Source organism: Thiomonas bhubaneswarensis (genome assembly GCF_001418255.1).
Classification (GTDB): Bacteria; Pseudomonadota; Gammaproteobacteria; order Burkholderiales; family Burkholderiaceae_C; genus Thiomonas; species Thiomonas bhubaneswarensis.
Genome location: NZ_LIPV01000010.1, coordinates 1 through 14,908, shown reverse-complemented (window position 1 = coordinate 14,908; position 14,908 = coordinate 1). Strand labels below are relative to the sequence as shown.

The 14,908-nt window shown below is 65.3% G+C and carries 15 protein-coding genes and 1 pseudogene; 6 read left to right on the top strand and 10 right to left on the bottom strand.

All coding sequences use genetic code 11. From position 1 onward, the window contains the following. Nucleotides 1-99 precede the first annotated feature (99 nt). Together ASC45_RS12765 and ASC45_RS12760 are read left to right on the top strand one after the other, a co-directional pair. The gene (locus tag ASC45_RS12765; protein ID WP_055451422.1) at nt 100-1,791 is read left to right on the top strand and encodes a hypothetical protein; all 1,692 of its coding nucleotides are present in this window, start codon (nt 100-102) and stop codon (nt 1,789-1,791) included. A 21-nt stretch (nt 1,792-1,812) separates the two neighbouring features. Next, entirely contained in the window at nt 1,813-3,162 is a 1,350-nt protein-coding gene (locus ASC45_RS12760; protein ID WP_055451421.1) for an MATE family efflux transporter, read from the top strand. Between the two features lie 62 nt (nt 3,163-3,224). On the opposite strand, the gene ASC45_RS12755 is transcribed toward ASC45_RS12760, so the two are convergent. From ASC45_RS12755 to dapC, 7 genes are all read right to left on the bottom strand, one after another. Then, on the bottom strand, nt 3,225-3,617 hold the full coding sequence (locus tag ASC45_RS12755; protein ID WP_055451420.1) for a DUF6858 family protein: 393 nt from the start codon (nt 3,615-3,617) through the stop codon (nt 3,225-3,227). Between the two features lie 152 nt (nt 3,618-3,769). Further along, entirely contained in the window at nt 3,770-5,707 is a 1,938-nt protein-coding gene (locus ASC45_RS12750; RefSeq protein WP_055451419.1) for an ABC-F family ATP-binding cassette domain-containing protein, read from the bottom strand. After that, nucleotides 5,704-6,648, bottom strand: coding sequence for a 50S ribosomal protein L3 N(5)-glutamine methyltransferase (gene prmB / locus ASC45_RS12745; protein WP_082454408.1), 945 nt, complete (start codon nt 6,646-6,648; stop codon nt 5,704-5,706). The genes ASC45_RS12750 and prmB overlap by 4 nt, the downstream gene beginning before the upstream one ends. Further along, nucleotides 6,645-7,793, bottom strand: a complete 1,149-nt coding sequence (gene dapE, locus ASC45_RS12740; RefSeq protein ID WP_055451418.1) for a succinyl-diaminopimelate desuccinylase — start codon at nt 7,791-7,793, stop codon at nt 6,645-6,647. Before dapE ends, prmB begins: the two co-directional genes overlap by 4 nt. Nucleotides 7,794-7,823: 30 nt before the next feature. Continuing rightward, a complete protein-coding gene (locus ASC45_RS12735) occupies nt 7,824-8,975 on the bottom strand; it encodes a PilT/PilU family type 4a pilus ATPase (RefSeq protein ID WP_055451417.1) in 1,152 nt (383 codons plus the stop codon). Between the two features lie 59 nt (nt 8,976-9,034). Further along, entirely contained in the window at nt 9,035-9,856 is an 822-nt protein-coding gene (gene dapD / locus ASC45_RS12730) for a 2,3,4,5-tetrahydropyridine-2,6-dicarboxylate N-succinyltransferase (protein ID WP_055451416.1), read from the bottom strand. Then, complete coding sequence (dapC, locus tag ASC45_RS12725) at nt 9,853-11,064, bottom strand: succinyldiaminopimelate transaminase (protein WP_055451415.1); 1,212 nt, start codon at nt 11,062-11,064, stop codon at nt 9,853-9,855. Before dapC ends, dapD begins: the two co-directional genes overlap by 4 nt. A 191-nt stretch (nt 11,065-11,255) precedes the next feature. On the opposite strand from dapC, the gene ASC45_RS12720 reads away from it, so the two are divergent. Genes ASC45_RS12720 through ASC45_RS15565 form a run of 3 tightly spaced genes read left to right on the top strand, consistent with a single transcriptional unit; the run spans nt 11,256 to nt 12,544 of the window. After that, complete coding sequence (locus tag ASC45_RS12720; RefSeq protein WP_055451414.1) at nt 11,256-11,849, top strand: RNA polymerase sigma factor; 594 nt, start codon at nt 11,256-11,258, stop codon at nt 11,847-11,849. 22 nt (nt 11,850-11,871) lie between these two features. Next, nucleotides 11,872-12,294, top strand: coding sequence for an anti-sigma factor family protein (locus ASC45_RS12715; protein WP_055451544.1), 423 nt, complete (start codon nt 11,872-11,874; stop codon nt 12,292-12,294). Beyond that, entirely contained in the window at nt 12,278-12,544 is a 267-nt protein-coding gene (locus ASC45_RS15565; RefSeq protein ID WP_072243065.1) for a DUF3106 domain-containing protein, read from the top strand. The genes ASC45_RS12715 and ASC45_RS15565 overlap by 17 nt, the downstream gene beginning before the upstream one ends. A gap of 61 nt (nt 12,545-12,605) precedes the next feature. Here the strand turns inward: ASC45_RS15565 and ASC45_RS12705 are convergent, their stop codons facing one another. The 3 genes from ASC45_RS12705 to ASC45_RS12695 are packed head-to-tail and all read right to left on the bottom strand — an operon-like array spanning nt 12,606 to nt 14,379. After that, nucleotides 12,606-13,556, bottom strand: coding sequence for an LD-carboxypeptidase (locus tag ASC45_RS12705; protein ID WP_055451412.1), 951 nt, complete (start codon nt 13,554-13,556; stop codon nt 12,606-12,608). 32 nt (nt 13,557-13,588) lie between these two features. Further along, complete coding sequence (tadA, locus tag ASC45_RS12700; RefSeq protein WP_245610062.1) at nt 13,589-14,164, bottom strand: tRNA adenosine(34) deaminase TadA; 576 nt, start codon at nt 14,162-14,164, stop codon at nt 13,589-13,591. Continuing rightward, the gene (locus ASC45_RS12695) at nt 14,161-14,379 is read right to left on the bottom strand and encodes a hypothetical protein (RefSeq protein ID WP_055451411.1); all 219 of its coding nucleotides are present in this window, start codon (nt 14,377-14,379) and stop codon (nt 14,161-14,163) included. Before ASC45_RS12695 ends, tadA begins: the two co-directional genes overlap by 4 nt. Nucleotides 14,380-14,734: 355 nt before the next feature. Between ASC45_RS12695 and ASC45_RS12690 the strand changes: the two are divergent. Then, nucleotides 14,735-14,908 (top strand): annotated as a pseudogene (locus ASC45_RS12690) (IS21 family transposase); the annotation flags it as partial.

The following is a 14,908-nucleotide window of genomic DNA, read 5'->3' as shown; positions in this document are numbered from 1 at the left end:
CTGTCTCGCCAAGGGGTTGCTCGCAACCCCGATGCACCTCGAACAACGGGCAGCCAGGCTGCCCGTTGTTGTTTTCGCTCTTCCCTGACCTGCAACACCATGAGCTCGCCGTTTTCTCACGGACAGACCCGCCGACCTGCAGCGCGTCCTGCGCTGCAGCCGGGCGCCGTGGGGAAACTGCCTCGTCCGTTGCTGCTGCTGCTTTGCGCGGCCTACATCCTGCCCGGATTTCTGGGGCGCGATCCCTGGCGCACCGATGGGCTGAGCTTCGCGGTGATGTGGCAGATGGCCCAGAGCGCAACGTCCTGGTGGCATCCGGTCCTGTACGGTCACGCCATCAGCGGAGGCTGGCTCGCCCACTGGCTGGGCGCCGGATCGATCCAGCTCCTCGGTGGCTGGCTGGGCCCCATCCTCGCCTCGCGGGTGCCGTTCATGCTCGCGCTGGCGGCAAGCATGAGTCTGACGTGGTACGCCGCGTTTCACTTCGCCCGCGTTGATGACGCACAGCCTGTGCGACCTGCATTCGGGCCTGCCATCGCGCCTAACGACTATGCCCGCGCTATCGCCGATGGCGTGCTGCTCACCTTGCTGGCCACACTCGGCCTGCTGGGGCGGGGCCATGAGGCATCGACCCAGGTCGTTCAGCTCGCCGCCCTCAGTGCGGTGTTGCTGGGCGTCTCCCTGGTGCCCCGCAGGCGCTGGAAGGCCGCAGGCTGGATCGCGGCGGGGCTGCTGGGCCTCGCGCTGACGGCAGCCGGATGGTTCGCCCTATTGCTGGCGCTCGTGCTCGTCGCGGTGCTGGGCAAGCGTCTGCTCACTCTTCAAAACGGGAGCGTTGCAATCGCCCTGGGCACAGGCATCATCGCCGGGCTGTGGGCGGAATCCCGACTTGGATGGTCGCTGCACGGCACATGGCCGGGTCTGACAACGCTGGGCAATTTCTTTCGCATCGGACTCTGGTTCACCTGGCCTGCCTGGCCTCTGGCGGCCTGGGCCTTGTGGCGCTGGCGCGAATCGCTGCTGGCCTGGCACCTGCGAACGGCCTGGGCTGTGGCCTTGCTGGCTTTGTTGAGCGCATTGGCGCTGGGCAACAACGACAAGGTCTTTCTGCTGGCCCTGCCTCCCCTGGCGATCCTCTCCGGGTTCGCCCTGCCGGTCATGCGGCGTGCGGGCCTGGCGGCCATCGACTGGTTCGCGGTGCTGTTCTACAGCTTGCTGGCCTTGGTCGTGTGGGTGATGTGGCTGGCCATGTTCGTCGGCTGGCCGCCCAAGCCTGCGGCGAATATCGCGCGGCTGGCGCCGGGTTTTCAGTTCAGCCTCGACCCCCTTGCCCTGATCATTTCGCTGGCGGCCACCGTGGCCTGGGGCGCCGTGGTGCTGTGGCGAACCGGGCGGCATCGGCACCCGCTGTGGAAAGGCATGGTGCTATCGGCAAGTGGCGTCACCCTGGCCTGGGTGCTCGTCGGCAGCCTCTGGATGCCGGTGCTGAACTACGCGAGCACCTACCGCCTCGTCGGCCGCGAACTGGCGCACGCCGTCAGCAGCGCCAGCGCGCTATCGATGCAACCGGCCAAGCCTTGTCTTAGGCCCGTGGGCCTCGACCTCACGAGCCAGGCTTTGATCGGCTATTGGAGCGGGCTTGATTTCTCACGTTCGAAGAACGCGGTCTGCCCCTACGCGCTGGGAACGCGAGCGCCGCTAGCGGACTCTGAGTGGCGGCTGATCTGGCAAGGGGGCCGACCGGGAGACCGAGGCGCGACCTTCTACCTGTATCAGCGGCTTGCGCCCTGAGATCGACGGAACCCGCTCCTCGTGCAATCTCTTCGCAGTCTGTTGCGTCTGGCCGCGAGCGTGCTCGTGGGGCAGCTCGCGGTGATCGGCTTCGGTGTGGCCGACACGGTAATGCTGGGCCACTACGCCTCGACGTCCAGCCTCGCCACCCTGTCGGTCGGTCAGGCAATCTACATCACCTTATTTGTGGCGCTTTCGGGGGTCACCCAGTCGCTGCTGCCCACCTTGGGACGCGGCTTTGGCGCGAGCCGACCCGATGCGGTGGGCGCCAGTTTCCGCCAGGGTCTCTGGCTCGCAGCAGGGCTGTGCGCCCTGGGCGTGGCCGTACTGCTCTGGCCCCAGCCGCTGCTGGCGTTGACGGCACAGGCCAGGGACGCCACGGTCGATCGCTACCTCGCCCTGCTCGCGCTCGGGTTGCCTGCCGCGCTGGCGTTTCGCGTGCATGCGGCACTCAGCCAGGCGATTTCGCGACCCCTTCTCACGGCGGCGCTGCAGATCGGCGGCCTGGGCCTCAAGCTCCTGCTCAACGCGGTGTTTCTGCTGCCCGACCGCTTCGGGCTGCACGGCTTGACGCCGATGGGCGCCGAAGGCTGCGCCCTGGCCACCGTGTTGACGCAATATGCGCTGCTGGCCATCGCCGTGCTGCAACATCGGCACAGCGCCGCGCTGCGGCCCTATGCCGCGCTCTCGCGCTGGGACTGGCCGGACTGGTCGGCACAGGCTCATCTCTTGCGGCTCGGCGGGCCGATCGGATTGAGTCTGCTGGTCGAAGTGTCCGCCTTCACCTTCATGGCGCTGTTCATCGCGAGGCTGGGTGACACGGTGCTTGCGGCCCATCAGATCACCGCGAATTTCGCCACGGTGCTCTACATGCTGCCGCTGTCCATTTCCATCGCCACCGGCTCGGTGGTGGCGCAGCACCTCGGCGGCGGTCACACCCGTGCGGCACGGCATACCGCTTGGAGCGGCGTGGGCGCCGCCGCGTTGATCTCCATCGGCCTGGGGGTGACGGTCTGGCTCGGGCGCGACCGCATCATCGGCTGGTACACGTCCGATGCTCAGGTGCAGGCTGTCGCCCATCACCTGTTCCTGTTCATCGCCCTTTATCAGGTGTTCGACGCGGTGCAGTCCACCAGCGCCTTCATTCTTCGCTCTTATCACATCGCCCTTTTGCCCAGCGTGCTTTACGCGCTGTCGCTGTGGGGCGTGGGGTTGGGCGGGGGATATGTGCTGGGCTTCAACACCCTGGGGATTGCCCCACCCTCCCTGCAGGGCGCGGCGGGTTTCTGGATGGGCAACACCACGGGGCTGGCAATTGCGGCAACCTGCTTCGCCTTTCTGCTGTGGTGGGTGGCCCGCCGGCCGTCCTGAGGCAGGACTCTGTGACGACACCGCGACTTCGCACGCGGTGTCGTGACTGAGGGCAAAGCGTCTTAGTTGGCGTTGCGCAGGCCCTTGGTCCAGGCTTCCATGGCTTCGTTGGCCGGTGCCATGGGGGCTTCGAGGAAGGTGACGACGAACTTGTCGCCCATGTCGGCAATGCCGATGGAGCGGGGACGCACGGCCAGCACCATCGGATTGGGCAAGGCGATACCGAAGCAGAAAATCACCTCGGCGGCGGCCTTGATCTCGGGCGCGATGGTGCCGCCGATGGCGGTGGTGTGCTCGTAGTGGTCGAACACGCCGATGAACTTGACCTTGGGGTTCTCCGCGATCTTCTGTTTGAAGTAGTCGACCACTTCGGTCACGGTGGTGTAACGGGTTTCAGACTTCGGAACCTCGGCAACGTAGACGGGATACTTTTCTTGCAACAGGGTTTGCTTCATGGGAACTCCGAGAATGCGTCGCGGGTGCGACTTAGGGAAAACCCAAGCAATTTAATCGGATACACAGGTCTGCATATCAGCATGGATCAAATTTCATGCGCGATGGTCTACGGGACGATGGAGGCTTGGCCGCAGATGAGAGCAAACCCGTCTCATGTCCCCTGCAGCGATTCAAGCTGCTCGCCGAGCTCGAGCCAGCGTTCCTCCAGTTCGGCGATACGCGTTTCAAGCGTGTGGTGACGCCTGCCCTGCTCGGCGCGCTCGGCTGCGGGGGTGTCCGGATGGGCAAGCGCGGCCTCCAGCGTGCTTCGCTCGGACTCGGCCTGTCGCAGCTCGGCTTCGACCTTGGCGAACTCGGCCTTGATCGGCTTGAGCTGCTGCGCGCGCTGCTGACGCTGCGCGGCCTGCTGGCGCCGGGCCTCCTTGCGGTCGGGCTGGGCCTGCGCAGCGCCGTCGGTTGCGGGCCTGGGCTGGGCTGCGCTCTGCCGCTGCGCGGTGCGCGACAGCGCCCACTGCTGATAGTCGTCGAGGCTGCCCTCGAAGTCCTGCACCCGGCCGTCGGCCACCAGCCAGAAGGCGTCGCAAGTGGCGCGCAGCAGCGCGCGGTCGTGCGAAACCAGCAGCACCGTGCCGGCATAGTCCTGCAAGGCTATCGCCAGCGATTCGCGGGTGGGCAGATCGAGGTGGTTGGTGGGTTCGTCCAGCAGCAGCAGATTGGGCCTGCGCCAGATCACCAGCGCCAGCGCCAGGCGCGCCTTTTCCCCGCCGGAAAAACTGCCGCAGGCGCGCAGCATCATGTCGCCGTCGAACTGGTAGCGGCCCAGCCAGTTGCGCCATTCCTGCTCGGTGGTCTGCGGCGCCACGTCGCGCGCCAGGCGCTGCATGTGCTGCAGCGGCGATTCGTCCAGCCGCAGCACATCCACTTCCTGCTGCGCGAAGTAGCCAATCACCAAGCCCTTGCCTTCGATGCGCTGGCCCGAAAGCGGCGGCAGCACGGCCGCCAGGGTCTTGACCAGGGTGGACTTGCCCTGCCCGTTCGCCCCCAGAATGCCGATGCGCTGTCCGCCGACGATGCTGCGGCTCACGCCGGTGAGGATGGGCGCGTCACCGTAGCCGCAGCTCACCTCCTGCAGCGTGAGCAGTTGCTGTGGCAGGCTCGTCGGTTCGAGCATCTCGATGCGCAGCGCGCCGCTGAGATAGACGGGCGCGAGCCGCTCCATGCGTTCGAGCGCCTTCATACGGCTCTGGGCCTGACGCGCCTTGGTCGCCTTGGCGCGGAAGCGCTCGACAAAACGCGTCAGCCGCGCGATGTCTTGTTGCTGGCGGGCATATGCGGCCTGCTGCTGCATGAGTTTTTCGGCCCGCTGTTCCTCGAACAGGGTGTAATTGCCGCCATAGCGGGTGAGCTTGCCGCCTTCGAGGTGCACGGTGATGCGGCAGACGGCGTCGAGAAATTCGCGGTCGTGAGAGATGACCAGCAGCAGGCCGGGGTAGCGCGCCAGCCATTGTTCCAGCCAGACTAGGGCATCGAGGTCGAGGTGGTTGGTGGGTTCGTCGAGCAGCAGGCAGTCGCTCGGGGCGAACAGCGCCTGCGCCAGCGCCAGCCGCATGCGCCAGCCACCGGAAAACTGCATCACCGGCTTGCGTAGCTCGTCCACGCTGAAACCCAGCCCCAGCAGCAAGGCTTCGGCCCGGGCGCGAGCGGTGTAGCCGTCGGCCAGCTCGTAGGCATGCTGCGCCTCGGCCAGAGCATGGCCTGCGGCCTCATCCTGGTCGGCGCTGCTCATCGCCGCTTCCAGCGCACGCTGCGCCGCCTGCAGCGCGACGTCACCCTGCATGACGAAATCGGTGGCCGACGCCTCGCTGTCGGGCACGTCCTGCGCCACCGTGGCCAGCCGCCAATCGGACGGCTTTTCCAGACTGCCCGCATCCTCGTGCAGAAGACCGAGCAGCAAGCCGAACAAGGACGATTTGCCCGCGCCGTTCACCCCGACCAGGCCGACCTTGTCGCCCGGATGCAGGGTGAGGCTGGCGTGGTCGAGCACGACCTGCACGCCGCGCCGCAGCACGATGTCGGTAAGCCGGATCATGCGCGCTCCGGCCTGGCGAAGGCGGCACGCAGGTCGGCGGCCAGCAGCACGCAAACGCCCTCAAGATGCAGTTCAGTTTCCAGCCAGATTGCGGGGAGCGTCGGGAACGCAGACTCGAAGGCCGCACGCTCGTTGCCGACTTCCAGCACCACCACGCCCTGCTCTGAGAGATGCGTAGGTGCGTCGCGCAAAAAACGCCGCACCAGATCCATGCCGTCCGCGCCGCCAGCCAACGCCATCGACGGTTCGTGACGATATTCCGCGGGCAAGTTCTGCATGCTCGCGGTGGGTACATAAGGTGGGTTGCACAGCACCAGGTCGTAAATCTGCGACGGCGCAAACGCAGCCCAGAGATCGGAGGCGAGAAGGTGCAGACGCGACTGCAGCGCATAGTTGTCGCGGTTGATCGCGGCCACGGCCAGGGCGTCGGGGGAGAGATCGGCTGCGTCCACCTCGGCCTGTTCCCAGGTCAACGCGGCAAGAATGGCCAGGCAGCCCGAGCCGCAGCACATGTCGAGCACGCGGCGGGGCGGCTCGGTGAGCCAGGGATCGAGCGCGCCCTCGTCGAGCAATTCGGCAATGAAGGAGCGCGGCACGATCACGCGCGGGTCCACGACGAAACGCTGGCCGACCAGCCATGCCTCGCCGAGCACATAGGCCATGGGCTGGCGGGTGTTCACGCGCGATGCCGTCAGCTCCTCCGCACGGCGCGCATGCTCGGGGCTGAGGGGCTGCTCGGCGTGGTCGGCAAACCATGGCGCCTCGGTGGCCGGTAGGCCCGCCACATGCAGCACCAGCCAAGCGGCTTCGTCTGCGGCGCTGGCACAGCCATGTCCGTAGTCGAGATCGGCGGCCTCAAGAGCCTGTGCCGTCAGCGCCCAGGCTTCCCCGAGGGTGTGCGCAGACGAAATCGGCGGCGTCGGTTGCGCTGGCAGCGTCATGCCACCAAGGCCTCGAGGGTGCGGCGGTAGATGTTCTTGAGCGGATCGATGGCGGCCACCTCGACCCATTCGTCGATCTTGTGGATGCTGGCATTCACCGGGCCGAATTCGACGACTTGGGGGCAGATCTTGGCGATGAAGCGGCCATCGGACGTGCCGCCAGTGGTGGACAGCTCGGCTACCAGGCCGGTTTCGGCGCGGATGGCATCTTGAAGCGCGGCAGACAGCGCACCGGGCGGGGTGAGGAAGGGCTCGCCGCCCAGAGTCCAGTCGAGGCTGTAATCGAGAGCGTGACGATCGAGCGCAGCGTGGACCCGCTGCTTGAGTTGCTCCGGGGTCGATTCGGTGGAAAAGCGAAAGTTGAAGTCAACCACCAGCTCGCCCGGAATGACATTGGTCGCCCCGGTGCCTGCATGGATGTTGGACATCTGCCAGGAGGTTGGCGGAAAGTGGGCATTGCCCTCGTCCCAGACGGTGGCAGCCAGCTCCGCCAGCGCCGGTGCCGCCAGATGAATCGGGTTGCGGGCCAGATGCGGATAGGCGATATGCCCTTGCACACCACGCACCGTGAGTCGGCCCGAGAGTGAACCGCGTCGGCCGTTCTTGATGACATCGCCCAGCTTCGCGGTGGAAGTGGGCTCGCCGACGATGCACCAGTCCAGCCGTTGGCCTCGCGCCGCCAGCATCTCGCACACCTTGACCGTGCCATCGCGCGCAGGGCCTTCCTCGTCACTGGTGAGCAGAAAGGCAATCGCGTGGTTCGGCTGCGGGTGCTCCGCCAGAAACTCCTCGACGGCCACCACCATGGCCGCCAGCGAAGTCTTCATGTCGGCCGCACCGCGGCCAAAAAGCTTGCCGTCTCGCACCGTGGGGGTGAACGGCGGGCTCTGCCATTGATCCAGCGGCCCGGTGGGCACGACGTCGGTATGGCCAGCAAACACCAGCACCGGCGCGTCGGCCTGCCTGCCGGGGCGCAAGGCCCACAGATTGGTGACGCGAAAGTCCGGCGGCCCGCTCTCCACGGCTTCGCAGGCAAAACCCAGCGCCTGCAACCGACCGCGCAGCACTTGCTGGCAGCCCTCATCTTGCGGCGTGATGGAGTGGCGGGAGATCAGGTCATGGACCAGGGTTTGCGTGGGTGACATGCGGAAATGGGGTGTGCCTCAGCGCGGCGCTCAACGCGGCGAGTCGAGGTCGAGGGTGATTTCGGTGAATGAGGGCGTATCGTCTTCGATCGCCTCGACGGGCGCCGTCTGTTTGCGCAGAGTGGCGTCGTTCTCCAGGCGCCATAGCAGGTTGGTCGGGGAATCGGCGTAGGCTAGTGCCTCCTCACGGCTGACCACGCCGTCGATCACCATGGCGGCAAGCGCCTGCTCAAAGGTCTGCGAGCCTTCGGCCATGGATTTTTCCATCGCCTCTTTCACGCCGGAGAAGTCGCCCTTTTCGATCAACTCGCGCACGAGCTGGGTGTTGAGCATGATTTCCACCGCGGGCGTCAGCCCACCGGCGCTCGCTCGCAGCAGCCGCTGCGAGACGATGCCGCGCAGGCCCGAGGCCATGTCGTTGAACAGCGCGGCCCGTTGATCCATGGGATAGAAGCCGACGATACGGTTGAGCGCCTGATAGCTGTTGTTGGCGTGCAGCGTGGCCAGACAGAGATGGCCCGACAGGGCGTATTGCAGCGCCGCACTCATGGTCGCCTGATCGCGGATCTCGCCGATCATGATGCAATCGGGCGCCTGGCGCAGCGCGTTTTTCAGCCCGACCGCGAGCGACTCGGTATCGATGCCGACCTCGCGCTGATTGACGATCGACTTGCGGTTGGAAAACAGGTATTCGATGGGCTCTTCCAGCGTGAGGATGTGGCCCGTCTTGTTGGCATTGCGATAGTCGATCATCGCCGCCAACGTGGTGCTCTTGCCCGCGCCGGTAGAGCCCACCATGAGCAGCAAGCCGTGCTTTTCCATCACCAGATCGGCCAGAACGCCCGGCAGATTCAGCGATTCCAGCGCCGGAATTTCACCTGGGATGTAGCGCACCACCATCGCCACGCTGCCGCGCTGGCGGAAGGCGCTAATCCGGAAGCTACCCAGGCCCGGCCGCGGCAGGCCGATGTTGAGCTCGCCGGTTCGCGTAACTTCCGCCGCCCGCTCATGCCCCACGGCTTCGGCCAGCAGACGGAACGGTTCCTCCGGCGTCAAGACCTGCCGGTTCACGGCCACCGCATGCCCGTTGATGCGGATGAGGATGGGGGCGTGCGGACTGATGTAGATGTCGGAAGCCTTCTTCTCCGCCATCAGCTTGAACAAACGCTCCATTGCCGACATACATCCCCCTTGGTGTTGGTGACGGTGATTTCGATGTGATGCGCCGGGTGCCCAGACCGTCAGGCCCGCAGCAGTTCGTTGATGCTGGTCTTGGCGCGCGTCTGCGCGTCCACCTTTTTCACGATCACCGCGCAATACAGGCTGTACTTGCCGTCGCTGCTGGGCAGGTTGCCGCTGACCACCACCGATCCTTCGGGAATGCGGCCATAGCTCACCTCCCCGGTGGCGCGGTCGTAGATCTTGGTCGATTTGCCGATGTAGACGCCCATCGAAATGACGCAGTTGTCCTCGACGATCACGCCCTCCACCACTTCGGAGCGCGCGCCGATGAAGCAGTTGTCGCCGATGATGGTCGGGTTGGCCTGGATCGGCTCCAGCACCCCGCCAATGCCCACGCCGCCCGAGAGATGCACGTTCTTGCCGATCTGGGCGCAAGAACCCACCGTGGCCCAGGTATCGACCATCGTGCCTTCGTCCACATAGGCGCCGATGTTCACATAAGAGGGCATCAGCACCACATTGGGCGCGATGTAAGACCCGTGCCTGGCCACTGCCGGCGGCACCACGCGCACGCCGGTGGCGCGCATCTGGGCTTCGTCGAGGTTGTGAAACTTGGTCTGCACCTTGTCGAAAAAGTGCAGATCACCCGCCTGCATGGCCACGTTGTCATGCAGGCGAAAGCTCAGCAGCACCGCCTTTTTCAGCCATTGATGCGTCACCCACTCGCCGCCGACGCGCTCGGCCACGCGCAGCTTGCCGACATTGAGCTGGTCGATCACATGGCCCACGGCCTCGCGCAACTCGGCCGGCGCGTTGGCCGGGCTGTAAGCGGTGCGGTTTTCCCAGGCTTGGTCGATGAGGGTCTGCAGTTGTTGCGTCATGGTGAGGGTCTTGGTGAGGGGTTGAGTTCAGAACAATAGGCAGCGATACGGCGGGCAGCTTCGACGCATTCGTCCACCGGAGCAACCAGAGCCATGCGGATGCGCCCGCGCCCGGGGTTGGCGCCGCCCTGCTCGCGCGCCAGGTAGCTGCCGGGCAAAACGGTGACATTGTATTTTTCGAGCAGCCCTCGGGAGAACTGTGCATCATCGCCCGGCGTGGCCGCCCAAAGGTAGAACCCGGCATCGGGCAGGCGCACGTCCATGACGGGCTGGAGCAGAGGCAGCACCGCGGCGAATTTTTCGCGGTACAGCGCGCGATTGTGTTCGACGTGCGCCTCGTCGCTCCAGGCCGCCACACTGGCCGCCTGTACCGCAGGCCCCATGGCGCTGCCGTGGTAGGTGCGGTAGCGGGTGAAGGCATGGATGAGCGCCGCGTCTCCAGCGACAAAGCCCGACCGCAGGCCCGGCACATTCGATCGCTTGGACAGCGAAGTGAAGTAAACGAGGTTGCGAAAGTCTGTGCGCCCCAACTGTCTCGCAGCTTCCAGGCCACCCAGCGGCGGCTGCGACCCGAACCAGATTTCCGAATAGCACTCGTCGCTCGCAATGACAAAGCCGTGGCGGTCGGAAAGTTCGAACAGCAGCTTCCATTCATCCAGCGGCATGACGGCGCCCGTCGGATTCCCCGGCGAGCAGACGTACAAAAGCTGGGTGCGCTGCCACACGGACTCGGGCACCGCCGCCCAGTCCACCGCGAAATTGCGCTGCGCGTCCACCGCAGCGAAATACGGCTGCGCGCCGGCCAGCAGCGCCGCGCCTTCGTAGATTTGATAGAACGGATTCGGACACACCACCGTGGCGCCTTCTCGCGAGGCATCCACTACCGTCTGCGCCAGAGCGAACAACGCTTCGCGCGAGCCGTTGACCGGCAAGACCTGGCTCTGCGGGTCCAGGTTCACGCGGTAGCGGCGCTGCGCCCACTGCGCACATGCCGTTCGCAAATCCAGGCTTCCGACCGTGCTGGGATACACCGCCAGCCCGTCCAGATGCGCTGCCAGCGCCTGCTGAATGAAGGGCGGGGTCGGATGCTTGGGCTCGCCAATGCCCAGACTGATCGCCGACCACTGCGGCGAAGGCGTCACCCCCTGGTGCAGCAGACGCAGTTTTTCAAAGGGATAGGGCTGAAGCCGGTCGAGGCGAGGGTTCACGAGGAGCGCGGAAACGAAAGAGAAAGAGCGCCGCCATTCTACGAAGCGCCTTCGCGACACGAGGCGCGACAAAAAACAGAAATTTTCAGTCCAGAGAGCGACAGACTGTCATCAAGCGGCCCCTTGCGGCGTTACCCGCATGAGAACCCTGTGTTGACCGGAACCGACCCGCCTGAACTGGCCACTATGCTATGGATCATGCTTACGCCCTTCCTCGAGCGCTCGTGACCGACGCCACGCTCATCGACTCCACGGAGCTCAACCGGTTTTGCGCCGAAGTTCGCGTCAGGGCCACCCGCATGGCGCTCATCGAACTGCGCGATGCCGCGCTTGCCGCCGACGTGGTGCAGGACAGCCTGCTCAAACTGGTGAGCAACTACAAATCGCGCCCGGCCGATGAATGGGCACCGCTGTTCTACAGCATTCTGCGCAATCGCATCACCGACATGCATCGTCGGCGCAAGGTGGAGAAGATTTTCGACTTCTTCTTCTCCAGCGACGAGGAAGAAGACCAAGCCCCCGGTTGGGAGCAGATTGCCGACGAAGCCCTCGGGCCCGAGCAGCAGATCGCCAACGGGCAACTCGCAGGGCGCATCGCCGATGCGATCTCGACCCTCAGCCCACGGCAGCGCGAAGCGTTTTTGTTGCGGGAAATGGAGGGTTTGTCCATCGTGGACACCGCCGCAGCGATGAAAGTCAGCGAAGGCAGCGTCAAAACGCACCATATGCGCGCGCTCACCCGCTTGAGGGAATTGCTTGAATCCGACCATCCCGCTAAAGTTTGAATTGCCCGAATCAGGTGCCATCATGACCACCCGCAACCACCTCACTACCGCTCAGATCGACCACTACCGCAGTGGTCTGGCGTCGGCTGAACAGGCGGCGCAAATCGAAATGCATCTGAAAGATTGCCCGCAGTGCCAGCACGACCTGCAGTTCGGGCGGCGTGTGAGCGCACTGCTGGCGCCGCTGCCCCAACTGGCCGCGCGCATGCCTCGTCGCCATGCGCGCGCCGTGCGCTGGCCCCGGGTCTTTGCCGCGGGCATGGCGACGGCCTCTCTGGCGCTGGCGGTGTTCATCAGCGTGCCGCATTTCAGCCCAAGCGGCGGTTACCCGAACAATCTCAGCCCACAGGTCGCGGACGCCGTGCAGAACATCGAGTTCTACCAGTGGCTTTCCAACCACCCGCAGATGCTGCAACAAGGACTGCAAAATGGCAATCCGGCCTGAGAGCCGCGGCAGTGCGAGTTGCGCCCTGCGTGGCACATGGGTTGGCCTATGCATCGCACTTGCTGGCGCCACAGGGCTGGCGCCGCTGGCTTCGGCCAATCAGCGTGACGGCCAGGGCGGCTATCAGCGCTGGGAGCGCATGCCCCCGCAGCAACGCGAGCGCATACTTCAGGAACAGGAGCGCTTCAAGCGTCTGCCGCCCAGCGAGCAGGAACGACTTCGCCGCGAGTACGAACAGCAGCGCAGATAATTGCCGCCTGAACCCGGCCCTCGTCAACCCAGTGCATCGCCGGGCCGCACGTCGATCGACGTCAGTGATGCGCGTGCGGAAAGAACAGAAAAACCTCCTGGCCATCGCGCACCACCCTGGTACGAACGCCATGAGGCAGGGTCAGCTTGGTGCGCACATGGCCAAACGGCAGCCCCGACAACACCGGCACCCCATGCGGTTTGAGCTGAGCGCGCAGCCACTGCACGGCCGAGTCCAGGTCGTAGCCCGCATCGTGCGCGCTGAGTTTGTACCCGGTGAACTGCCCGAGCAGAACCGCCTTCTGCCTCTGGGCCACTCCGGCCAGCAGCAATTGCCCGAACATGCGCTCGATCCGGTACGGGTGTTCGTTCACATCCTCCAGAAACAGCACGCCCTTGGCACTGGGTAGGTAGGGCGTGCCGATCAGGCTAGTGACCAGCGCCAGGTTGCCTCCCCAGAGCACGTCTTCGACATCGAGTCCACGCGGCGCATCGTCGCAGGCGAAGCCCACGGCTTCCAGAGTGCCGTCCACCGCGTCCAGAAAACTGTCCACGGTGATGTCGTCCGGCCTTTTCTCACCGAAGTCGTAGGACGCCATCGGGCCGCTGAACGTGACGGCGCCGGTCTTGGCCAGCAGGGCGAGCTGCAGGGCGGTGAAGTCGCTGTGTCCGACCCACATCTGTTTGCGCGCCTTGATGGCCTGCGCCAGCAAGTCGTAGTCGATCGACTGCAGCAGACGCGTCAATCCATAGCCGCCGCGTGTCATCATGACCACATCCGCCCGGCTTCGCGCCGCAGCGTGAATGGCGCGAAGGCGCTGGGCGTCGGTGCCGGCAAAGCGCTGCGCGCGCGCTAGCGCCTGGGCGCCCAGGTGCACGCGAAACCCCAGGCTTCGCAGATGCGCCGCAGCGATCTCCAGACGTTCCGGCTCCTGCACGGCCCCAGCGGGAGATAGAAGGCGCAATGGGCCGCGAAGGGGCGCGCTGTGGGCACTGGGGTCGGGAGCGGGCATAGGTGGAAACGGGGCGGATGAGTGACGCGGCATCAAGAGATCGGCGGCTCGATATCGAGCTCGGTGACCTCGATGCCCGAGAGACGGGCATCATGCGCGGGATGAGCAGGCTGTTTCTGCGCCAGACGCAGGGCACGAAAGAAGTCTTGAAGCAAGGCGCTGCAAGCCGCCTGCTCGACTTCGGCGGTGACGTCGCAATGATGATTCAGACGCGGATCGGCGAACAGGTCCACCACGCTGCCCGCTGCGCCCGTCTTGGGGTCACGCGCCCCGAAGACCACGCGGGCGAAACGCGCATGCAGCAGGGCCATCGCACACATCGCGCAAGGCTCCAAGGTGACGTAGAGCGTGCACTCGGGCAGGCGGTAATTGCCCAGCAGCGTCGCAGCCTGACGCAAGGCGACGATCTCGGCATGCGCCGTCGGGTCATGGTCGCCGATGGGCCGGTTGTATCCGGTGGCGATGACCACGCCGTCCTTGACGATCACCGCCCCCACGGGCACTTCGCCCAAAAGCCAGGCGTTTTGCGCCTGATCGAGCGCCAGGCGCATGAACGCGCGGTCGGCTTCATCGTCGGGCGCCATCGTCTTGGGCGGCGGGGCTTTCATTCGGGCACGCTGGCCGGGTGTGCCTTCAACGCCTTGTCGAGCGACTGTTTGAATTGCTTGAGCGCGGCCGAAGCGGGCTGGCCCTCGTCACCCCTGGCGTCTGCGGCGCTGGACGAACCCGAAATGCCCACCTGCGCCGAAAGCTGTGTGCGCACCAGCCAGACGACGATCAGCAGGGTCAACAGCAAACCTATCAGTCCGAACAGCATGCGCATTTCGCTTCACTCCCACTCAATCATCAACAGGTCGCCTAAACCCGCGTGGTTAAAGGGATTCGCTGTGATCAACATAAGGCGTTACCGTCACTTTTACCGTAAGAAGCGCGCATCTTTTGCTGGCGCGGAAGATGGAGCGATTTGCGGGGCGGCAACTCTGGCAACACCATTGTCAACCAACGTTCATCATACCGGACCCCCGATGGCCACCCAAACTCCCCCACGTTTGGCCACCTAAATTCCCCCACCCTGGCCGCGGCGCGATGAGGCGCTGACGGGTCGGCGCGTGCCGGCAGCCAGAGGTCTGGCAGGACGTTACCTTCCCCTCCCTCAACGACGAGGGAGAGGCACGGGAGTGAACGTCTTGAAGCCGCATTTGCAAACCACTATCTGGACGCTGCTCAAGGGCAGTGCCAGCCAGCGAGAGATCGCCCGGGTGACCGGCATCGATCGCAAGACGATCCGCGCCTATGCGCGGCGTTTTGCCGAGGAGCAGGCAAACTCCCCCGGGGTGGCCACCGGCTCGGAG